The 21,967-nt window shown below is 28.3% G+C and carries 25 protein-coding genes and 1 pseudogene; 17 read left to right on the forward strand and 9 right to left on the reverse strand.

What is annotated here, in order from left to right; genetic code table 11:
• The first annotated feature begins 5 nt into the window (after window positions 1-5).
• From BUB33_RS12675 to BUB33_RS12700, 6 genes are all read left to right on the forward strand, one after another.
• A complete protein-coding gene (locus BUB33_RS12675; RefSeq protein WP_072976988.1) occupies window positions 6-815 on the forward strand; it encodes a TIGR03943 family putative permease subunit in 810 nt (269 codons plus the stop codon).
• 94 nt (window positions 816-909) lie between these two features.
• The gene (locus BUB33_RS12680; RefSeq protein ID WP_072976991.1) at window positions 910-1,905 is read left to right on the forward strand and encodes a helix-turn-helix domain-containing protein; all 996 of its coding nucleotides are present in this window, start codon (window positions 910-912) and stop codon (window positions 1,903-1,905) included.
• A 321-nt stretch (window positions 1,906-2,226) separates the two neighbouring features.
• On the forward strand, window positions 2,227-3,627 hold the full coding sequence (locus BUB33_RS12685; protein WP_072976993.1) for a hypothetical protein: 1,401 nt from the start codon (window positions 2,227-2,229) through the stop codon (window positions 3,625-3,627).
• A gap of 237 nt (window positions 3,628-3,864) precedes the next feature.
• Entirely contained in the window at window positions 3,865-4,845 is a 981-nt protein-coding gene (locus BUB33_RS12690; protein WP_072976996.1) for an ABC transporter substrate-binding protein, read from the forward strand.
• Window positions 4,820-5,575 (forward strand): ABC transporter permease, encoded by a 756-nt coding sequence (locus BUB33_RS12695; protein WP_072976999.1) that lies wholly within the window; start codon window positions 4,820-4,822, stop codon window positions 5,573-5,575. The genes BUB33_RS12690 and BUB33_RS12695 overlap by 26 nt, the downstream gene beginning before the upstream one ends.
• The gene (locus BUB33_RS12700; RefSeq protein ID WP_072977001.1) at window positions 5,554-6,237 is read left to right on the forward strand and encodes an ABC transporter ATP-binding protein; all 684 of its coding nucleotides are present in this window, start codon (window positions 5,554-5,556) and stop codon (window positions 6,235-6,237) included. The genes BUB33_RS12695 and BUB33_RS12700 overlap by 22 nt, the downstream gene beginning before the upstream one ends.
• 64 nt (window positions 6,238-6,301) lie before the next feature.
• Here the strand turns inward: BUB33_RS12700 and BUB33_RS12705 are convergent, their stop codons facing one another.
• From BUB33_RS12705 to BUB33_RS12730, 6 genes are all read right to left on the reverse strand, one after another.
• A complete protein-coding gene (locus tag BUB33_RS12705; protein ID WP_234950049.1) occupies window positions 6,302-8,119 on the reverse strand; it encodes an ABC transporter ATP-binding protein in 1,818 nt (605 codons plus the stop codon).
• A gap of 14 nt (window positions 8,120-8,133) precedes the next feature.
• Window positions 8,134-9,927 carry an ABC transporter ATP-binding protein gene (locus BUB33_RS12710; protein ID WP_072977006.1) on the reverse strand — a complete coding sequence of 598 codons (1,794 nt, stop codon included), beginning with the start codon at window positions 9,925-9,927 and terminating at the stop codon, window positions 8,134-8,136.
• A gap of 328 nt (window positions 9,928-10,255) precedes the next feature.
• Window positions 10,256-10,525, reverse strand: a complete 270-nt coding sequence (locus BUB33_RS12715; RefSeq protein ID WP_072977008.1) for a putative Se/S carrier protein — start codon at window positions 10,523-10,525, stop codon at window positions 10,256-10,258.
• A gap of 8 nt (window positions 10,526-10,533) precedes the next feature.
• Window positions 10,534-10,746, reverse strand: coding sequence for a sulfurtransferase TusA family protein (locus tag BUB33_RS12720; RefSeq protein ID WP_072977011.1), 213 nt, complete (start codon window positions 10,744-10,746; stop codon window positions 10,534-10,536).
• Window positions 10,739-11,833 carry a YedE family putative selenium transporter gene (gene yedE / locus BUB33_RS12725; protein ID WP_072977013.1) on the reverse strand — a complete coding sequence of 365 codons (1,095 nt, stop codon included), beginning with the start codon at window positions 11,831-11,833 and terminating at the stop codon, window positions 10,739-10,741. Before yedE ends, BUB33_RS12720 begins: the two co-directional genes overlap by 8 nt.
• A gap of 112 nt (window positions 11,834-11,945) precedes the next feature.
• Window positions 11,946-12,626 (reverse strand): Crp/Fnr family transcriptional regulator, encoded by a 681-nt coding sequence (locus tag BUB33_RS12730; RefSeq protein WP_072977015.1) that lies wholly within the window; start codon window positions 12,624-12,626, stop codon window positions 11,946-11,948.
• Window positions 12,627-12,936: 310 nt separating this feature from the next.
• Here BUB33_RS12730 and BUB33_RS12735 point away from each other — a divergent pair, with 310 nt between their 5' ends.
• The 4 genes from BUB33_RS12735 (at window position 12,937) to BUB33_RS12750 (ending at window position 15,284) form a co-directional block, all read left to right on the forward strand.
• Window positions 12,937-13,221, forward strand: a complete 285-nt coding sequence (locus BUB33_RS12735) for a hypothetical protein (protein WP_072977017.1) — start codon at window positions 12,937-12,939, stop codon at window positions 13,219-13,221.
• A 44-nt stretch (window positions 13,222-13,265) separates the two neighbouring features.
• A complete protein-coding gene (locus BUB33_RS12740) occupies window positions 13,266-13,859 on the forward strand; it encodes a DUF4230 domain-containing protein (RefSeq protein ID WP_072977020.1) in 594 nt (197 codons plus the stop codon).
• Window positions 13,860-13,966: 107 nt separating this feature from the next.
• Complete coding sequence (locus BUB33_RS12745) at window positions 13,967-14,686, forward strand: L,D-transpeptidase family protein (protein WP_072977022.1); 720 nt, start codon at window positions 13,967-13,969, stop codon at window positions 14,684-14,686.
• Between the two features lie 109 nt (window positions 14,687-14,795).
• Window positions 14,796-15,284, forward strand: coding sequence for a ferritin (locus BUB33_RS12750; protein WP_072977025.1), 489 nt, complete (start codon window positions 14,796-14,798; stop codon window positions 15,282-15,284).
• Window positions 15,285-15,335: 51 nt separating this feature from the next.
• Here the strand turns inward: BUB33_RS12750 and BUB33_RS12755 are convergent, their stop codons facing one another.
• Window positions 15,336-15,551 (reverse strand): alpha/beta-type small acid-soluble spore protein, encoded by a 216-nt coding sequence (locus BUB33_RS12755; RefSeq protein ID WP_072977027.1) that lies wholly within the window; start codon window positions 15,549-15,551, stop codon window positions 15,336-15,338.
• Window positions 15,552-15,838: 287 nt separating this feature from the next.
• Here BUB33_RS12755 and BUB33_RS12760 point away from each other — a divergent pair, with 287 nt between their 5' ends.
• From BUB33_RS12760 to BUB33_RS12770, 3 genes are read left to right on the forward strand one after another with little or no spacing between them, the layout of a single operon-like run.
• Window positions 15,839-16,033, forward strand: coding sequence for a spore coat associated protein CotJA (locus tag BUB33_RS12760; RefSeq protein ID WP_072977029.1), 195 nt, complete (start codon window positions 15,839-15,841; stop codon window positions 16,031-16,033).
• Window positions 16,026-16,286, forward strand: a complete 261-nt coding sequence (locus BUB33_RS12765; protein WP_072977031.1) for a spore coat protein CotJB — start codon at window positions 16,026-16,028, stop codon at window positions 16,284-16,286. The genes BUB33_RS12760 and BUB33_RS12765 overlap by 8 nt, the downstream gene beginning before the upstream one ends.
• Before the next feature lie 12 nt (window positions 16,287-16,298).
• On the forward strand, window positions 16,299-16,517 hold the full coding sequence (locus BUB33_RS12770; RefSeq protein ID WP_072977033.1) for a manganese catalase family protein: 219 nt from the start codon (window positions 16,299-16,301) through the stop codon (window positions 16,515-16,517).
• Between the two features lie 10 nt (window positions 16,518-16,527).
• On the opposite strand, the gene BUB33_RS12775 is transcribed toward BUB33_RS12770, so the two are convergent.
• Complete coding sequence (locus tag BUB33_RS12775) at window positions 16,528-18,075, reverse strand: recombinase family protein (RefSeq protein ID WP_234950050.1); 1,548 nt, start codon at window positions 18,073-18,075, stop codon at window positions 16,528-16,530.
• Between the two features lie 154 nt (window positions 18,076-18,229).
• On the opposite strand from BUB33_RS12775, the gene BUB33_RS12780 reads away from it, so the two are divergent.
• Window positions 18,230-18,442: a hypothetical protein gene (locus BUB33_RS12780; RefSeq protein ID WP_072977038.1), complete on the forward strand. Its 213-nt coding sequence runs from the start codon at window positions 18,230-18,232 to the stop codon at window positions 18,440-18,442.
• Window positions 18,443-18,883: 441 nt separating this feature from the next.
• Here BUB33_RS12780 and BUB33_RS15735 read toward each other — a convergent pair whose 3' ends face one another.
• Window positions 18,884-19,051 carry an aspartyl-phosphate phosphatase Spo0E family protein gene (locus BUB33_RS15735; protein ID WP_084725445.1) on the reverse strand — a complete coding sequence of 56 codons (168 nt, stop codon included), beginning with the start codon at window positions 19,049-19,051 and terminating at the stop codon, window positions 18,884-18,886.
• Window positions 19,052-19,600: 549 nt separating this feature from the next.
• On the opposite strand from BUB33_RS15735, the gene BUB33_RS12790 reads away from it, so the two are divergent.
• The 3 genes and pseudogenes from BUB33_RS12790 to BUB33_RS12800 form a co-directional block, all read left to right on the forward strand.
• Window positions 19,601-20,029 carry a putative ABC transporter permease gene (locus BUB33_RS12790; protein WP_072977040.1) on the forward strand — a complete coding sequence of 143 codons (429 nt, stop codon included), beginning with the start codon at window positions 19,601-19,603 and terminating at the stop codon, window positions 20,027-20,029.
• A 282-nt stretch (window positions 20,030-20,311) separates the two neighbouring features.
• The gene (locus BUB33_RS12795; RefSeq protein ID WP_072977043.1) at window positions 20,312-21,076 is read left to right on the forward strand and encodes an N-acetylmuramoyl-L-alanine amidase; all 765 of its coding nucleotides are present in this window, start codon (window positions 20,312-20,314) and stop codon (window positions 21,074-21,076) included.
• Between the two features lie 151 nt (window positions 21,077-21,227).
• Window positions 21,228-21,605: pseudogene (locus BUB33_RS12800) on the forward strand (manganese catalase family protein); the annotation flags it as partial.
• Between the last annotated feature and the right edge of the window lie 362 nt (window positions 21,606-21,967).

The following is a 21,967-nucleotide window of genomic DNA, read 5'->3' on the forward strand; positions in this document are numbered from 1 at the left end:
TAGATATGAGGATTAAAATAAACCATAGAATAAATTTAGAAATTATTTTGAAGTTGGTGTTTTTATTTGGATTTACTGCATTTTATTTTATTACAATTAAAGAAAACACAGTAAGCAACTATGTTCACCCGAGAATAATACCATATATGTGCTTTGCTATAATTAGTTTTTTGTTTATTGCTTTATTTATGGTAAGTGAAATCTTTAGAATTAGAAAAAAGAATACTCAAATAGGCAGATATATTATTTTTTTATTACCAGTACTGACAGCATTTATATTACCACCTAAGTCTATAGTTTTTTCATCAGATAAATTAAGTAATATTAAGTCAGTAGATAGAAAGATTTCAAAAACATATGAAGAAAATGAAACTGATAAGAGTACATCTTCGGAAATATTTAGCATATATAGTGATATAATCGATGATAAAGAAAGTTCTATTTATTTAGAAGATGGAAAAATAATTCTTAATGAAGATAATTTTATAAATTGGATTGATGAGCTATATATAAATTCCGATAGGTATGAAGGGAACACAATTGAATTAATAGGGTTTGTATTAAAGAATAATGAATTTAAGCAAAATGAGTTTGTAATTGCCAGATCTATGATGGTATGCTGTGCTGCTGATACACAGGCCATAGGTTTTTTATGTAATTATGACAAGGCTTCTCAATTAGAAAAAGGCTCATGGATAAAAATTAATGGAGAAATAAATATCATAGATAATGATGATGATAGAATTCCTTTGATAGATATTCAGAGTATAAAAGGGGTAGATAAACCAGAGAATGAATTTATATATCCTTATTGATATATTATAAAAAATAAACATTAGAAGATTATGTTATTTAAGTTATAATTTGATATAATTATAGTGATAATGATTATCAATAAGGTGGGGTATTATGAGAAATGGAATTAATATAATAGATACATACTTTAAGCAGATGGAGAAAAAATGTGCATGTAAATTATCAGATGAATTGATTGGTACTAAATATAGTATATCTAAAAATATTGGGAAAGGTACAATAACAAGAATAATAATTGATGAAGGACTAGAAATTGCATATTGGGATAATAGTGCTACAATGGAATGGTCATTTAACAATGAAAAATATGGATCAAATATTATAGAAATCTCATATTGTTATAAAGGTAAAGTGGAAATTGAAACATTTCCCAATAAAAAGAAATACTTTTTAGAAAATGGAGATATGGCTTTTTATAGAATGCAAAATTATATAGAAAAATTTAAATTTTCTTATGAGGATTTTGGAGCTGTTTCTATGCATATAGATTTAAATAAAATAAAAGGCTCTCTAAATCCTATATGGGGAGCAAAAGTTATATTAGAGTGGGAAGAACTTATAGATAATATATATTCTAAGGATATCTTAAATATAGAGAAGGCACCTTATAATATAAAATTAGCTGCAAAAGAAATAAGAGATATGAAAATAGTTAATATGATGGATTATATAAAAATTAAATTTAAAGCATTGGAATTATTTATGCTGTGCTTACAATTTAAAGTAGGTAGAAATTATAATATTGATAATTTTACTAAAGAAGAAGTTGATATAATATATAGGGCGGAATCTATAATATTAGAAAACTTACAGGAACCTCCATCTTTACAAGGACTTTCTAAAGATTTAAATATTACAATTTATAAGTTACAAAAAGGATTTAAAGAAATAATGGGAAGCACTGTATATGAATACATTAGAAGAGCAAGGGTAGAAAGGAGCAAGATACTTTTAAAAGATACAGATAGCCCTATTATTTGTATTGCCAACAAAATAGGGTATGAAAACCCCAGTAAATTTTCCAATGCATTCAAAAATTATACTAATATGACTCCAACAGAATATAGAAATAAAAAATATAGAGAGTAAATAGTGAAAAATATTATAAAAAAATTAATATTTGAATATGTACTTTATAAAAAAGATTATTTTATTTAAAAATAATCTTTATACTTATATTAAAAAAAGAATTTATTAGTTTAAGACAAAGAAAAATAGCTTACTAAATAATAGAATGTGAGAAACTGAACCTAAGTAAATAAACTATTTATAATGATTATTTAGTTTTGATAGATATCAAAAAGTTGGGAAAAGGGAATAGATATATTTAAATAAATGTAAATAATGGGAACCATAGATACCCTTCTTTGCATATTCTAAAGTACCAAAGGAAATGTAGGGAGGGGTTTTATGGACATTCAGTTAAATGCTTTACATTATGTATACCTACTATTTACTCTTTTGATACTTGGAGTAATGCTTAGAAAGAGAGATACTTCCTTAGTTTGTATTTTGGGAATATTTATATTAGGGATTATGGCAACATCTTCATTATCTCAAGCCTTAATGGGAGTATTTAATTCTTTTATCTATGCAATAATTGAATTAATGGGAACAATTTTAATTATTTCAGTAATAGTAGGAATGAGTTCAATTCTAACTAAAACAGGAGTAAATGAGATAATGATTTCACCTTTTACTAAATTAATAAAAAGCCCAGCTCTAGCTTATTGGGTTATAGGAATACTTATGATGATAATATCTTGGTTTTTTTGGCCATCACCAGCAGTTGCCTTAATAGGTGCAGTTATGTTACCAATAGCAGTAAGTGTAGGGTTACCTGCAATAGGTGTAGCTATGGCAATGAACTTATTTGGTCATGGAATAGCATTATCAGGAGATTTCATCATTCAAGGAGCACCAAAACTTACGGCAGATGCAGCTGGCATTCCAGTTTCAGAAGTTATTTCTGCAAGTATTCCATTGGTGGCTGTAATGGGAATAGTTACAACTGTAATTGCATTTATAATATTGAAAAAGGATTTAAAAACTGGAAAACTTAAAGCTAATAATGAAAGGAAAAGCAAGAGATTAATGGAGGAAGATGAAAGTATAAAGAATATTTTAAGCCATAAGACTAAAAAAAATCTAGCATTATTTATTCCAGTGTTATTTGCCATAGATATTTTAATTATGTCTGTAGCAAAACTACAAGGAGGAGATGCTACGGCTTTAATAGGGGGAACTGCTATATTTATACTCATTATGGTTTCCTTATTGACTCATAAAGGAAAAGCTTTAGAAGAAATAACAAAATATCTAGTCTCAGGATTTAAATTTGGATTTGAAGTATTTGGACCAGTAATCCCGATAGCAGCCTTCTTCTATTTAGGAGATGATGGATTTTTGAAGGTTATTGGTGAATTTCTACCATATGGTTCTGAAGGGTTGGTAAATGATTTAGGTATTGCTTTAGCTAATACTGTACCATTAAATGCTGGAGTAGGAGCAGTTACATTGACAACAGTAGGAGCAATAACTGGATTAGACGGTTCAGGGTTTTCAGGCATATCTTTAGCTGGGTCTATAGCTAGATTATTTGGGGCAGCTATAGGTAAAGGTACAGCTACTCTTACTGCCTTAGGTCAAGTGGCTGGCATATGGGTAGGAGGAGGAACTTTAATACCCTGGGCAGTAATCCCAGCAGCGGCTATTTGTGGTGTAGACCCATTTGAACTAACAAGAAGAAATTTTAAACCTGTAGCTATAGGTTTAGTTGTAACTACAATAGTTGCAATTTTTATAATGTAACTAAAAGACTGGATTTTTATTTATTCCAAAAATCCAGTCTTTTTTATAATAAATAGAAAGCTTATATTTTAATGTCTTATAAAAAAAGAACTTTCCGCCAATGAGTTTCAAAAAAAGCTACCTTATAAAAATTTCGATATAAGCCTTTTTATATTTGAATATAAATGGGATATTCAATAATATGTTATATGGTATAATATATTATTGAACAAAATTAAAATTATAGGAGGTAGGACAGTGAAAAAGGTCTTTATATTATTTATAGTATTGACTATTGTATTATGTGGAACTACTGGATGTAACAAGAATAAGGATCAACAAAAGGAGTCCAAGACTATTAAGTTTTACTATCAAGATGGAACACCAGCTTTAACAGTTGCCAAGTTAGCTAAAGAAAATCCAATTATAGATGAAAATATAACAATTGAATATGAAATGCAAAATTCTCCAGATTTATTAGTTTCAAAGATATTAAAGGAGGAAGCAGATATTGCAATAGTTCCATCTAATTTAGCAGCTCAAGCCTTTAATAAAGATATTTCATATGAAATAGCAGGTACTTCTATATGGGGCTCACTTTATTTAGTAAGTACAGAGGATATAAAAGGATTTGCAGGATTAAAGGGGAAGGAAATATATACCTTTGGTAAAGGGCTTACTCCAGATTTAGTTCTTAATTTTATTTTATCAGAAAATGGCATTTATTTAGATAAAGATGTAAAGATTACATATTTAAATGCAGCATCAGAAGTTGGTTCAGCATTTATAGGAGGAAAAACCAATTTAGCAGTTTTAGCAGAACCTTTGTTAACTACAGCAATGATGAAAAAGTCAGATGCTAAGGTAATTTTGGACTTAAATGAAGAATGGAGCAAAGCAGCAGGAACTGAAAAGGGTTATCCTCAAGCAAGCTTAATAATCAAAAAAGATTTAATAGACAATAATAGAAAGTTTGTAGAGGAGTTCATTAAATCATATGAAGAAAGTAGAAAATGGGCATCTGAAAATCCAAAAGAGTTAGGTGAATACGCTGAAGTATTAGGGATTAGTGTGAAGAAAGAAATTTTAGAAAAAGGGATTACATGGATAAATATAGAATCTTTTAATGTTAAAGATAGTAAAGAAGAATACAAGGCATATTACAATGCTATATTAGATTTTGCACCAGATTTTATAGGAGGAAAAATACCTAATGAGGGAATATATTTTGAAAGATAGAAAACCATCTATTATTTCAAAAATTTTAATAATAATTATATGGATATTGTTATCCAAATTTATAGATAATGAAATAATACTCCCCACCATAAAGAGTACCTTTGTTAATTTTATACAGATAATTAAAAACCCAAATTTTATAACTATTATTAGCTATTCTGTACTCAGGAGTTTGATTGGATTTATAATTTCATTGTTTTTAGCAATTATAATAGGGATTTTTTCCAGTATTTCTAAGACTATATATTATTTAATGATTCCTATAATAAACTTTTTAAGTTCAGTACCAACTATGGCTATTATTATATTAGCCATTATATGGTTAAACAACGAGCTGGTACCAATATTTGTAGGGTTTATTATGGTATTCCCTATATTGTACGAAACTGTTTTAAAGGGGATATTAAATATAGATAAAGATATTATAGCTATGGCACAAATATACAAGGCAGATAAATTGACTATTATAAAGGATATCTATATACCAAGTATCTTTATAAATTTAAGTAATGTTTTTTCTTCTACATTAGGAATTAATTTAAAGATGGTAATTGCAGGAGAAGTTTTATCACAACCAAAATACGCTATAGGAAGTAATCTTCAATTACAAAAGATGTATCTAAATACTTCAGGAATTTTCGCTTGGATAATAATAATTCTTTTTATTGCTAAGGTATTTGAGTATATATTAGAAAGGGTAGAAATTTTATGTATCAAATCAAGGATATAAATAAAAAATTTAATGAGTTAAAAGTATTAGAAGACATTACCATTGATTTTCCTAAAAATAAAACAACATGTATTTTAGGACCTTCTGGTTGTGGAAAAACAACACTCTTAAATATAATAGCAGGTATAATAAAGAAAGATTCGGGAGAAATAATTGGATTTAATAAAGACATATCTTTTGTTTTTCAAGAGGATAGACTTATTGAGTGGAAGAATATAGAGGAAAATATATCCTTCGTTTTAAAAGGTAAAATGGATAAAGAGCAAATTAAAGCTACTATAGATAAATATTTAAAATTAGTAAAATTAGAGGAATATAAATACTATTATCCTAAAGAACTAAGTGGTGGAATGAGACAGAAGATAAGTATATTAAGAGCCTTTGCTTATCCATCAAAACTACTTATAATGGACGAGCCTTTTAAATCCTTAGATATTAATAGTAAGCAAATATTAATAGATTTCTTTAAGGAACTAAGGATAATTGAAAATAGAACATGTATTATAGTAACCCATGATATAGAAGAAGCTTTAACCTTAGGAGATAGAATTATAATCTTAACGGGAAAGCCTACTGCGGTAAAGAGGGTAATGGAGTTAAATGGAAATGAAGAAAATATGATTAAATTAAGGGAAGTAATAGAAAAGGAATTTATGATTTAATAGTTTGAAAGTAAAAGAGATGTTTCTAATGTTTATCAGACACCAGAAACATCTCTTTTTATTATTATCCTAATATATCCATACTTTTTTCTTCAATAAATTGATTAGTATATAGATTATAGTAATAACCCTTCTTTTTAATTAATTCCTTATGATTTCCTGATTCCTCAATTTTACCATCTTTTATAACTAAAATCCTATTTGCATTTCTTATGGTAGATAATCTATGGGCTATGACGAAGGAGGTTCTGCCATCTAGTACCTTGTGAATAGCGTCTTGAATAACCTTTTCCGTTTCTGTATCTATAGATGAAGTGGCTTCATCTAGTACAAATAGTTTTGGATTACGGACAACTGCCCTTGCAAAAGATATAAGTTGCTTTTGTCCAGTAGAAAGTAATCCTCCCCCTTCACCAACCTCTGTATCATATCCTTTTTCAGTATCCATAATGAAATTATGAGCATCGACTAATTTGCTTGCTGCTATGATTTCTTCATCTGTAGCCTCTAAATTACTATATCTAATATTTTCTTTTATGGTACCACTAAATAGATGAGGAGATTGTAGTACATATCCAAGATTTTCATGAATCCAGTTTTGAGGCATATTTTTATAATTTATGTCATCAATTAAAATTTCACCATCTGTTGGTTCATAGAATCTACAAAATAGATTTACAATAGTTGATTTTCCTGAGCCAGTTTCCCCAACTAAGGCTATGGTCTCACCAGGGTTAACCTTTAGGTTGAAATTATCTAGTATGGTTTCTCCGTCTTTATAAGAAAAGGATACATTCTTAAATTCTACAGCTCCTTTGATTTCAGGCCAAAGTTCTTTTTTAGGGTTCAATAAATCCCCATATTTAGCTACAACTTCCTTACTATCTACTATTTCAGGTATTTCATTTAATAGAGAAAAGACTCTTTCAGCTGAAGCTTGAGCTGCCAATAACTCTGCAAATATTACGGCTATTTGACGTACTGGCTCGTAGAACTGAGCAGTATATGATATAAATGCTACTAATGTTCCATAAGATATAGTACCTAATAATACTCCTTTCCCACCGTAATTTAATGCTAAGGCAGTACCTACACTAGCTAAGGTAAGTATAATAGGTAAGTAAACTGAAGAAATTATGGTTGCTCTTATGGATTTATCTTTCATGGATTTTGTTATTTCTGAGAATTCTTGAAGATTTATATCTTCTCTAACTAATGTTTTTGTGGTTTTGGCTCCTTGAATATCCTCATTATATGCAGCTGTAATCTTGGAGTTTATTTTTCTTACATCTCTTTGAGCTTTTAATATTCTATTTTGAAAATAAAAACTAACAAAAGCTAAAATAGGTATCACAGATAATGTGATTAAAGCTAGTTTAAAATTTAATTTAATCATTGCAATAGTTATAAAAAGCATCATAGAAAACCCCCATGCAAGGTCTACTAATGACCAAGATATTGTTTCAGATAGTCTGCTAATATCGGAAGTCATCCTTGCCATTAACCATCCTATAGCTTTATTATCATAATAGGATAGAGGTAATAATTGAAGTTTTTCAAACCCAATTTTTCTAATGTCATAGGCCATTTTTGTTTCTAGTTTTCCAGCTAAGGATATAAATAAATAGACTGTGAGAGCTAACATAATTACTGCAGAAAAATATACTATACCAAATTTTTCTATACCAACTAAAGTATTTTTTTCTATAAAGTTATCTATGGCATATTTTGTCATTAAGGGAAAAATGGAATCTAATATTCCTAGAAATATCATCATTATAGATAGGATAAAAAACTGATTTCTATATGGTTTTAGATATTTAAAAAAGTTTTTCCATGTACTGATTTCTATTTTATCTTGATTATTATTTGTTTTTATCAAATTAACACCTCCTATTATACATTTATTATTTCATCATCTAGAGAGTTTTGTAAGTTATATATTCTTTTATATAGTCCTTCTTTAGAGATTAGATTACTATGAGTACCTCTTTGTACAATTTTTCCCTTATCTATTACCAATATTAAGTCTGCCTCTGCTACAGTTGAAATTCTATGAGAAATAATAAATGTAGTAGATTTATTTTTTCTATTGTTAAGAGCCTTTCTAATTGAGATATCAGTTTCTGTATCTACGGCAGATAGAGAGTCATCAAATATAACGATAGGACAGTCATTAATAATGGTTCTTGCAATTGCCATCCTTTGTTTTTGTCCACCAGATAGGGAGACGCCACGTTCTCCTACAAGAGTTTCATATCCATTTTCAAAGGTTTTTATATCTTCATGAATTGAAGCGATCTTTGCAGCATTAAAAACCCTAGCATCTTTCATTGATGGATTAGCAAGTTTAATATTTTCTTTTATTGTTTTAGCATAGAGAAAAGGTTCTTGAAGCACTAATCCAACATTTTTTCTAATCCAAGATTTATCTATTTTATTTAATTCAACACCATCAATTTTAATAGAACCCTTATTATATTCATATAGTCTTGGTAACAAATGTACTAAGGAAGATTTACCAGAACCTGTAGGACCAATTAAGGCGATTGTTTCTCCAACTTTAACCTCAAATGAAAGGTCTGATAAAACAGGTTTATTTTCTTCATATTCAAAGTAAACCTTCTCAAATTTTATATTTCCTTTAATTTCAGGTTTATTATTATTTTCATCTAATAGTTCTATAGGTTCTTCAAATATTTTTTCTATTCTTTGTAAAGAAACAAAAGCTTTACCCATATCTGTCAAGGTTCTGCCCATTTGTCTAACTGGCCAGATTATCATATTAATATAGCTAATAAAAGCTACAAAAACTCCAAGGGATAATTCACCTTTATACGCAAGATAGCTGCCAATTATAACAACAAAAGCAACTTGACACATACTAAGAAAATCAGATATAGCCCAATAGGCGGATAAGTTTTTTATTAGTTTGTAAGTTAAGTTTTGATACTCTAAATTTTTTTTATCAAATTTATCAACTTCATATCTCTGTCTGGAAAAGGCCTTTACAACTCTTACTCCTGTTAAGTTTTCTTGGAGGGTAGTAGTCATTCTTGCTTCAGCTTCATCAGAGGATTCAAATGCTTTTTTAATTTTAGTAAAGAATATAAATGAGAATAAAAATGTTATGGGTAATATTATAATAGATACCATAGTCATTTTTATATTCATAGTAAACATTACATAAATTATGAATACCAACATAAATATTGAGCCGACAACTTCTACAAGTTGTATGGCCAAAAATCTTCTTATGGTGTCTACATCAGATGTACATTTTTGTATAAGTTCACCAGTTTCTGCTTTTACATGATATTCATAGGGAAGTCTTTGTATATGGTCATATAGTTTATCTCTTATTTTCTTTGTAGTATTTTCAGCAGATTTGCTAGATAAGGTGTTCTTTAGATATAAAAATAGACCTCTTAAAATAGCAATACAAACAAGTAAAAGTCCTATGAGCCATAGATGCTGTTTTAAAAATTCTTTACCTCCTAAGAAGTAAACAATTCTTTGAATAATTGAAGACTTTATTACTTCGTCACCAATTATACTATCAATAGTTGTTCTTAGTATTAGAGGAGTAACAGTAGTAAGTATTTGAGATATAAGAATTGATATCATTCCAAATAAATAAATAATTCTGTACCCTTCCATGAATTTTAGTAGTTTTTTAAAATCTTTCATTCTCTCCCTCCTTAATTAAAAAAACCATAGGCATATACCTATGGTTAATTATGTTCATATAGAGACACGGATATCCTAGTGAGGATTATAAAAATATAAAAAACCATAGGTGAACACACCTATGGTATAAAAATCAGTGGTAAAAAATTAGAATTTGTACCTAGGTCGTGTTACTAAAATTATTAAGTTTTCATTATTTTTAAGTACAAAGTTCATGTTCATCATCTTCACGACCTCCTTTCTTATATTTACCAATAATTCAATTATATATTAAAATTTTGAAAAATCAAGTTATTTTTGTAAAATAATAAACTTAAATATTGTTTTATTATTTATTAATATACTTAGAAAACCAATTATTTCCCTTTTTATTTTCAACCTTGTGAAAATCATCTATAGGTATATTTTCATCAATACACCATTTTTTTATATTATATTCTAACTCACAAGGTACCTTTGCTGCAGTTCCACAGCTTGAACTAACTTGTCTTGGAACAGGCATTAGTTTTACGGGAATACCTTTATTATTCATAAACTTTTCAAAAATTAATGCATGTTGGGTAACATGAAATGTAACTACACAGTAAAAGTTTTCCATTAAATCACCTATTTTTTAATATTAATTTTATATTCTCCGTTACTTTCTTCTACATTTACATTATACCCTTTTCCAGTTACAAATCTAGTAATATTTTCAACTGCAACATGAGTATCAACTAAAACCTGTAAATCTTTATTAGAATTTTTATCAATTTCATTTTTTGTCATAATAACAGGTTCAGGACAAGATCTACCTCGAGCATCAATAATGTTAGCCATTGATTTTTACCTCCTTAGATTGAGATTTGGATTCTTTATTATTTATTACGACACTGTAAGCTAAAAATAATACAAACAAAATACCAACGATAACAGCAATTTTACCATTAGAAGTAACACCTTTAGGACTAGATGCTAAACTAAAATTATGTGCAAATGCAGCACCAATTATAAGACCTAATACAGTAACTCCTGCATCACCATCTCCTTGACTTGCTAATACAGTTTGCCTAATAGGGCAGCCACCAAGTAAAACAGAGCAAAGTCCTACAAGGGTCATACCCAGGAAGTTCCAAATATGATTAGCATGAGCCACTGGTTGACCTTCAAAACCTAGTTTAAAAGTACTAAAATTTAATACAAGATTACCAATTAAATTAAATACAAAAATACCAATTAATCCCCATAAAAAATGATAATCCTTAATTAGGATAGCATCTCGAAATCCACCAGCAGTACATATTCTACTTCTTTGAAGAGCAATTCCTACTACAGCACCTGCTACTAATGCTACAATAATAGGTGCTGCCATAGAGCCAGGACCTTCTGTGCTAAACAGTATAAATGCAGGCTTAACAACTAAGAAAATAAGTAAAATAAGAGCTATAATGGGGAAAATAAATCCTACAAATTTAGGTTGATCTATATTTCTGCCAAGTGTATAACCTTTTTTGAGGAATTGTACACCAATATAGATTCCTACCACATATCCAATTAATCCTATTATGGCATTTAGATCGCCGTTTCCTAATCTTAGAAGCATTCTAAGGGGACAACCTAAAAATACAAGAGCACCAATCATTAAGAAGAAACCTAAAACAAATCTTATTAAAGGGGAAGAACCACCTTTTACTTTAAAGTCTCCAGTCATATAGGAAACAATAAAAGAACCAAATATAATACCAATTATTTCTGGTCGTATATATTGTACTACTTCTGCCCTATGAAGTCCTAAGGCACCTGCAATATCTCTCCAGAAACATGCAATGCATATTCCCATATTGCCAGGATTTCCAAGTTTCATAAGAATAGCACCTATAAGACCAATAACACCACCATAGATAAACATTTTACGTTTACTACCCATTTATAAAACCTCCCTTGAAAAATAATTATCAATCTAAAATAGATTATATATAATTATTCTTAGATAGAAAAATAATAAATATCTATAACCAAAATTTGGTTATAGATATTTATTATTTCAATAGACATTCTTCTAATAAATCAATATCAATAATTTTTAGTTTATTTTTATGATAATCAATAATACCATCTTCTTTCATTTTAATTAACTCTCTAGATAAAGATGGCCGTGGAATATTTAGGAGTTCTGCCATTTTTTTTCTGCATACTGGTAGAGTTATCATTTTGGTTTTTTGCTTACTATATTCAACTAAAATAATATTAGCTATTTTCTTTCTTACAGTATCATAAGAGAGATTGGTTATTCTATCATTTAACATTAATATTCTATTTGATAATACAGATACAAAATTATTTAGTACCCTATCATCAGAACTCATTAGTCTAATAATATCTTCTTTTTTTATATACATTATTTCTGAATCACTAGAAGAAATTATTGTAGCAGGATACTTATGTCTGCCAGAAAAAATAAGGGCTTCACCAAAGACGTTTCCAGCCTCGAAATTATTTATTGTAACAATTTTTCCAGATGGAAAGGGTTTATGAATTTCAATAGTTCCATATAATATTATTCCTAAACTGCTGCAATCGTCTTCTTCTATTGCAATTACATCATCTTTTTTATAATTACTTATATTATAGGGAACTGTAGATATTAAGTGATTTATTTCATCTTTACTTAAATTTCTAAATAATATAGATTTATTTAAACTCTCTAGATATTTATTCATAAAAACATCCTTTCTAAGTCATTATAGATAAATTATTTAAGTTTTAGTTATATTATATACTAAAGAAAATGAAAAATAAAAACAAGGATGATTTCATTAAATTATATAAATAAAATAAATAATAAAAAATTAAAGATAAATGAATTTTTTATTAAAAAATGGGTAAATAGAATTAGGATAAAGTATTTATCTATTGTTATATACAGTATATAACAATAGAAGCCTTTAGGAGGTTTATTTATGACTTAGAGAAATTTTCCTGTTCTATATTTTACAATGTTTTTTATAAAATCAAAAAGGAGCTATTGTAATGAATAAGATTATGTTAATTAGTAAATTAAATCCTCAAGATTATACAGAGGAGAAGAAAAAAATATTTTTTTCATTAGGCGGAATGAACATACCTACTATTGAAAACAAGATTATTGATGTTTTACATAAATCGGGGCTAGTAGGATTAAATGATATAGTTTTAAAATATAACGGAATTGAATTAAATATTACAACACAGCAAATACCAAGTATAGTAAGGCTTTTGTGTAATGAGAATATTTCCATATATAGTATTTATCAATTTTACAATCCAGATTTATAGCATATTATCCTTCTAAGTTATGGAGGGACTAACGGGGTGATAGGATGAAACGTTTTGAACATATTAAATGGAAATTAATATTAATAGCAATAGTTATAGTAATGGTATTGGGAATAATTGGATATGCTAAAATTTCAACGACACGAAAGACAAATCTTCTATCAAATAAGGTTGAAGAAAATATTCTTAGATTAGTTGAATTATCAACTGTAAAATATAATTATACTAATATAGTTGAGTATGAAGATAAAATAGAATTAAGTGGTATAGGTATTCCTTTTACTAATAAAAAATTTATTTTAAAATATAGTGGTTATATTAAAGCAGGTATAGAATTAGATTCTATAGAGGTTAATTTAAAAGATAAAGAAACTATAGAGATAAAAATGGATAAAGCAAAGATATTTGAAAATGTAATTCCAGAAGAAGAAGTTTATTTTTATGATGAAAGAGACTCTGTATTTAATAAGCTAAGCTTTAAAGATCTTTATGTAGTTCTTATACAAGAAAAAGAAAAAATGAAAGATGAAGTAATAGATAAGGGAATTCTAAATGATGCAGAAAAAAACGGTAAGGAAATAATTACTTCTCTATTAGAAGGAATGGGATTTAAAAAAATTATAATTGTATTCAAATAGCTAATAAATTCCCCCCTAAAATTTTATTATAATTTTATTAGATTGAAATTAAGTTGTAAGTTTAATTTGTAAAATTATAGCATATTAATGTTAGAAGGGGGGATACGATGAATAAAGATCTTGAAATGTTTATTTTAATAATTTTATTATTAACTATTTTTTTAATTTTAGGAAATCATATACACAGATATTCAACTGTTAAGAAGTTTAATTTAGAGGATGTATATTTGAAGGATAAAACTCAAAATTATACTATATTAGTTGAAGTAGATAAAAAACAACTTAAATTAATAGATATTGAAAATGAAAGTATAATAAAGATTTATCCAATAGCAACTGGAAGACCAAATTCACCAACTCCTCTGGGTACATTTGAAATAATAGAGAAAGCACAATGGGGTGAGGGATTTGGTACTAGGTGGATGGGACTTAATGTACCCTGGGGGAAATATGGAATTCATGGTACAAATAAACCAGGCTCTATTGGTGGGAATTTATCTGCAGGATGCATTCGTATGAGAAATAGTGATGTAGAAGAACTTTATTCAATGGTAAAACATAATACAAAGGTAACTATAACTAATGGTATATATGGACCTTTTGGGCAAGGATTTAGAGAAATAAGACCTGGTGATAGAGGTGCAGATGTTTTAGAAGTCCAAAAGAGATTAGCACAGAAAGGCTATTATGAAGGCAGCTTAGATGGAATTTATGGAGAAGGAATGAAAGCATCATTGATAAGATACTTAAAGGACAATGATATTGTTCTTACTGACAAAATAGATTACAAAATATATAATATTTTAGATATTATTTTAATGGAATAACATATTTGTGATTAAATGGAAAAGCTTTGGGTATCATAACATTGTAATGAAGTTAAATAAAAAATAAATAAATATAAAAATTAAATAGTAAAATTATAGGAGGTTTATTATGGCATCAGAAAAATTATTAAAAGAACTAAATGATCAGTTTAATTTTGAAATATCATCAGCATATTATTACATGGGAATGGCAGCATATTGCTCTGATAAAAACATGAATGGCTTTGCTAATTTTTTTGTAGCACAAGCTAAAGAAGAATATTCACATGCTATGAAGTTCTATGAATTTATATATGATATGGATGGAAGAGTTAGAACTCAAGCTATAGCTGAACCTAAAAATGATTATAACTCATTCTTAGAAGTATTTGAAGAAGCTTTAAAACATGAAAAGTTAGTTACTTCAAAAATCCATAAATTATTAGAAATAGCAGAAGAAGAAAAATCATATCCAACTATTCAGTTCTTACAATGGTTTGTTGAAGAGCAATTAGAAGAAGAAAATAGCATGAAGGATATAATATTTAACTTAGAAGGAATTAAAGATAATTTCCAAGGACTATATCTATTAGATAAAGAGTTAGGAGCAAGACAGTAACATGAATATAAAAAAGATAGGTCAATATTGACCTATCTTTTTTAAAACTTATTATTTTCCACTTAAATTTTGTTGAGCCATTTCAACTAATTTCTTAGTCATATATCCACCAACATAACCATTTTGTCTTGATGGTAGATTACCTTTATCTAGAGAATCATAGTTTGCCATACCTAGTTCAGAAGCAATTTCTAATTTCATTTGGTCAAGAGCTTGACGTGCTCCTGGAACAACTATTTTGTTACTGCTGTTATTATTTGTAGTCATTTTTTTATCTCCTTTCAATCTTGATTTTGTAAAACTTTGGTGTAGTAGTATTATGTGTAGAAAATAATTTAATAATCATGTAATATTATGTATTATTGAATTTAGCTTCCAATTCTACCATAAACATCAAATTTTTTTAAAATGGCTTATCCTCCTTTTCCAATAGATATAAAAGAAAATCCCAGAAGTTTAGGGGATTTTCTTTTTGTATTAATATAGGTCACTTGTCACCATATTTTCTTTTCCACGTAATATATAATGAACAGTTCTTTTAGGAGGTAGATAAGATGTATAAAGAGTATAATATAGAAGAAAGACCATGTTGTCCTGGTGCATTGGCGAGGGCTTGTGTACCTTTTCAAATTATGAATCAAGTATTCAGTCCTAGAGAAGCACTACAGAAGGGAACATTGTTTCCAGAGTTATATCAACCATATGTAATAAAGGATGATAGAGAAGGTGGGTGTAGATATTATGGATAGGACACAAATGGATTTTCTTGTAGAATTAATGGAAGTATCTTTTGTTTTAGTAGAAACAGCTCTATATTTAGATACTCATCCAAATGATGAAAAGGCTTTGAGACTTCATAATAACGCATCTCAAAGATATAATGAATTAGAAATTATGTATCAATCAAAATATGGTCCTCTAAAAAATACAGGTATGAGCAAATATCCTTGGGGTTATATTGATGGACCTTGGCCTTGGGAAATAAATTTTACTAATTTTTAAAGGAGGATAACTATGTGGGTATATGAAAAAAAATTACAATATCCAGTAAGGGTGGATACAACTAACCCAGCATTGGCTGCAATGATATTAGAACAGTTTGGAGGACCAGATGGTGAATTATCAGCAGGAATAAGATATTTAACACAAAGATGGACTATGCCAACGAATGAAGGAAAGGCAATATTAACAGACATAGGTACAGAAGAATATGTACCCATATCTTATCAATAATAAAAGAAAACTACCTAGGTAGTTTTAGGTAGATTTCTAATTCAAATTCATCAGGATTATTATGCCATCTTCCATTTACGGTTTTACAGTATACGGCTTTTTCTAGAATTTCTTTAAGTAAATTATTTTTATCTGCAGGTTCATCTAATGTCCAATAAACCTTTATAATGTTTTCTATTTTGGGAATTAATATTTCTTTATGTAATTCACTATATTCTTCTGAATTTATTTTATTTAATAAGTAATTTTTATCTTTTTTTAATGAATCTATTTCTTCACATATTAATTTAGATCTATTTATAAATAATTGGTTAGAGTATATACCTTGCTCTAATAAATCATACATATTATTTAGCTGCTTATTTAAAGTATCTAACTTAATATCTAGTTTAGAAATAGATTTGTTTATTATATCTATTTCTAGATTATATTTTTTATTTTCTTGTTTTTTATATTTTAATTTATGCTCTTGAAGCCATATTTCTAAAGAATCAAGTAATCGTTTCTCTACTAAATTAAGATATGAACTTACATTTGTACAAGTTGGACCATCACATATAAGTGTTGCGGGATAATTTTTATAGGGTCGCCTTTTTAATTTTCTGTTACAGATTTTACATACAATTAATCCAGCCAGAGGATTCATTATTTTATATCTAGTTGGAACTGGTACTGTTGGATTTTTTTCAAGATATTTTTGAGCTAAGTTAAATATATATTCGTCTATAATAGGATTATGTAGTCCCTTTACTAAAATCCAATCTTTTTTATCAGCACGAGGCCTCTCTTTTATTATCTTGCCCTCTATCATTTTTTTAACTTCTGGTCTGCTGTTCCACCTTATTTTCCCTATGTATACAGGATTAGATAGTATTCCTCTAATGGTAGATGTTGTCCAGTCACCGCCTTTAACAGTGGGTATTTTTATTTCATTTAATTTATTTGCTATAAGAGATATACCAATCCTATTATCATCAGTATACAATTTGTAAATTAATTTAACAATTTTAGCTTCATTGGGGTTAATTTCTAATGTATATCCTTTTTGGTTTTTTAATTTTACCCTTTTATAGCCATATGGAGCCATAGTACCTAAATATTTACCTTCTTGGATTGATTGTATTCTTCCTCTTTGCAAACGTCTATTAATGGCTTTATATTCTCTTCTAGACATAAATAATCCAAATTCAAAATATTCTTCATCAAATTCATTTAAAGGATCGTATATTTTCATAGGAGAAATAATTTTAGTATTAGAGTATTTGAAAGTCTGAGCTACAAGTCCCTGATCCATAGTGTCACCACGAGCTAATCTTTCTACTTCTATTACAAATACACCTTTCCAAACTCCTTGTTCTACATCAGAGAGCAATCGTTGCATTTCTGGTCTAGATGCAATTGTTTCTCCAGATACTACCTCTCTATAAATAGCATCCTTATTAATAGATATATTCATTTTAGTAGCTAAGTCTAAAAGAATATTTTCATGTCTTTTAAGAGTTTCTTCTTCTCCACCTAATTCAGATTCTATGTCCTTTCTTGATTTCCTTAGATACATGCAATACATTTTCTCACCTCATCCACTATATTATATTAGAAAGGATTATATTATATTAGAAAAGATATATGAATGAAATTAGTAAACCCTATTTTTTTATGAATGGCATAGGACAAAATTACTCTAACATAAGGTGTATAAAGGGGTTGGTAGTATGAAAGACAAGATTGGTAAAGTTATGGAGGAATTTAAACTAGGAAATACAACTGTAAAATTCAATGATGCATATATATATAAAACAGAAGAAGAAATAGAAAGAATTTTGGATAGAATTAGTAATATATGGATAGATGCATATTTAAACGGAAGAGTGAATTTTGAGATGTTGGAGAAATTAGAGCCTTTTGAAATGTTAAAATTAGCTTAAAAAATGTATTAAAAAGCTTGGAAAATAGAATTGAAATTCATATGAACAAAAAAGAATCGAGGACAAGCCTCGATAGATAAGAAGATTAACATCTTCCGCCAAACATATTATCACAGTTACAGAAAATGATTACTAAAAGTAAGAAAAAGAATAGTAGAGAATCATCCATACCATTACAATCTCTTCTACACAATGCATCTGACATGATAGCACCTCCAATTTAATTTTATTTAGGTGAAAGTAAGGGGTCTAATAATAGAATATGAAAGATAGTGATAAAGTGTTAATTATTATTTTAAATAAGCAATAAGATTAATAAAATTTCAATAATAAAATATGATAATATATGGAAAATCATAATATAGAAAGAATTTTCAGCGGATTAGATAAAGAAGAAAAAATAATAAGTGCAACAGGTTAAATTTATTTAGTTAATAGTACCTACTTTATACTGTGGTACTGAGACAGAAGTTCATCTAACAGTTTACTTAATTCAATCACCTCTAAGTCAAGGAGGTTATAGTGTTTTTTAGATATTAACTCATACAGCATAACCCTGGTATCTTCAATTTCTTTAGCAAGATTTACAAGCTTAGTTTTTTCACGCAAATTACATACCCCTCTTCTGTATTAGATTTATATTAACCTGTTGCACTAATGTGATTTTATATAAAATGTGAATATAAAATAAATAGTATTTGGTAAATTGTAACTATTAAATAAAATGAATAAGTAAACAGAAAGGATGATAATGATATTTTTAACAATAAAGATAAAAGAATATAATATAGTTAAATTAAGCAAAATAGAGGATTCAGTGAAGCCTAAGAAGAAAAGCAAGAAAAAAGATATTATGTTAATTGATTTATAGTCAATATCAAGGAAAGAAAAATTAAATAGGGATGGACAATAATGGAAAGATTTTAGAAACTTTAAGTTTTCCAAGTATTAGCAAATCGTCACAAATGATAATTACAATATCATAAAGTAAAGGAGTTTTATTTTGTTCCATAAAACTATGTTGAGAAATTTTAAAAGATTAATAACGGTATAACTCAAATTATAGAATAGGATTATTATATATACTTTATGAATATTTAGAGATAAAATCCTTCAAACTATATAAGGTAAAAAATATTATTCTAAATAGTGTAAAGGATGAGGAAAATTAAGCAATGGATTAAGTATTTAATCTTATTTATAATTGGAGGTATATCTTATTTCTTTATTGAAATTTTATGGAGAGGATATTCCCATATTACAATGTTTATTTTAGGTGGGTTATGTTTTATATCAGTAGGTTTAGTAAACGAATATTATTTTACATTTAAAAAACCTTTATTGATACAACAATGTATATCTTGTTTAATTATTACAATATTAGAATTAATATTCGGGTTAATTTTAAATGTAAAGTTAGGATTAGATGTTTGGGATTATAGTAATTTTAAATTTAACTTTATGGGGCAAATTTGTTTAAGATATAGTATATTATGGTTTTTTCTTTCTTTACCAACAATAATCTTTTATGATTATTTAAGGCATTTCCTATTTAGAGAGGGAAAGCCAAAATATAGACTTATTTAATTTACAAAAGTAGAAGGACATTTTTATGTCCTTCTTTAAGCTTGAATATCCAAAATGGATTGTCAGAAACTTAGCATCATTAAATTTAATAATTAAAGAGTTTATAGGATTATTTAGGAGCTTATGAAAGCTTCTTTTTTATGTATTTCAAAATGGAATACTTAAATAAAAATACTTAAAAAAAGAATAGTAATATTTCTATACTAAATCTATTTATATATTGAAAGATGAAACAGTCGACTAGAGTAATCTTAATGAATAAAAATTAAGGGGGTTTTATTTATGGCAAAGGTGTTTTTAGACGCAGGTCATGGTGGTTCAGATCCAGGAGCATTAGGAAATGGGATGAGAGAAAAAGATATAGCGTTATCAGTTACATTAAAAGTAGGGAATATCTTAAAAAATCATGGTGTAAGTGTAAGCTACTCTAGAACTACAGATGTATTCTTAGAGCTAGCTGATAGAGCTATGAAAGCTAATAACGTAGCTGCTAACGTTTTTGTGTCAATCCACTGTAATGCATTTGATGATAATTCGGCAAAAGGAGTAGAAACATATAGTTATCCAAATAGTACCACAGGTGCAAGATTATCTAAATCTATACAAGATAGTATAATTTCAAGTAAAGTATATACTGTTAATAGAGGAACTAAAACAGCAAATTTTGCAGTTTTGAGATTAACTAAAATGCCAGCAGCTTTAGTAGAATTAGGATTCATAACTAATTCACAAGATGCAAATATATTAAAAAATAGGCAAGATGAATTAGCATTAGCAGTATCGAAAGGGATATTAAACAACCTTGGAATACCATATAAAGGTGGAGGAACAACTCTTTATAAGGTACAAGTGGTAGCATTTTCAGTAAAAACAAATGCTGATAATCTTGCAAATGAACTAAGAACAAAAGGCTATAGTCCAATAGTAGTTCTAGTAGGGGGATTATATAAGGTACAAGTGGGAGCTTTTAGTGTAAGAACCAATGCAGATGCTTTAGCAAATGAATTAAGAGCAAAAGGATATAATGCCATAGTAGTAACAAATTAATATAAAAGGCTAGGGGAAACCTTAGCCTTTTAAAAGAGTTATTTTTTAAAGCTTATGGAATTTACAGATTATATATATTAGGAAGCTCATATTTGTATTGATAATAGAATTAAAAAGGAATTATAACAGATAACATTTATGTACAGAAGAATTAGCTCATTGGGAAATAATTGGTACCTTAGTATGGAGATTAGTTAAAGATGCTCCAGTAAGCCAAATAAAAGGAACTCCCTTTGAAGCTCATTATGTAAATCATGGAAAGAGTCCTTTCCCTCATGATGCAGCAGGTCAGGCTTGGACGGCTGGATATATTCAGTCAAAGGCTGATCCAGTAGCAGATTTACATGAAGATATGGCAGCAGAGGAAAAAGCAAGATCAACTTATGAATATTTAATTAGAGTAAGTGATGACCCAGGAGTAACAGATACATTAAGATTCTTAAGAGAAAGAGAAATAGTACACTTCCAGAGATTTGGAGAAACATTAAGGATAGTTCAGGAATATATGGATTGTAAAAAATATTATTAATCAAATATACAAAAACAATATTAAAAACCTCTAACTTTTTAAAAGTTAGAGGTTTTATAAGTGTGCCCAGCATGGGCAACAACTTGGTGGTGAAAGTCCACTACGGGCTTGGTAGTAGGAACCGTTAGCTGAAGGCAAGGGTGTCCATGGCGACGTGGAATCTGAAGGAAGCCGAAGGCAAAATCCTGAACCGACGAACAGAAATCACATAAGGCTGATTTAGGGAGGATGAGTTTGCTTAACAAAACAAAGTCCAATACTACCCGAACTCTTTACAGTAAATGTGACGGTTACATGGGAGGAAGGTTGTTGTTCTTACCTGGGGAGGTCTCATGGACATGGGAAAACAGAGTATGAACCAT

Source organism: Tissierella praeacuta DSM 18095, from assembly GCF_900128955.1.
Classification (GTDB): Bacteria; Bacillota; Clostridia; order Tissierellales; family Tissierellaceae; genus Tissierella; species Tissierella praeacuta.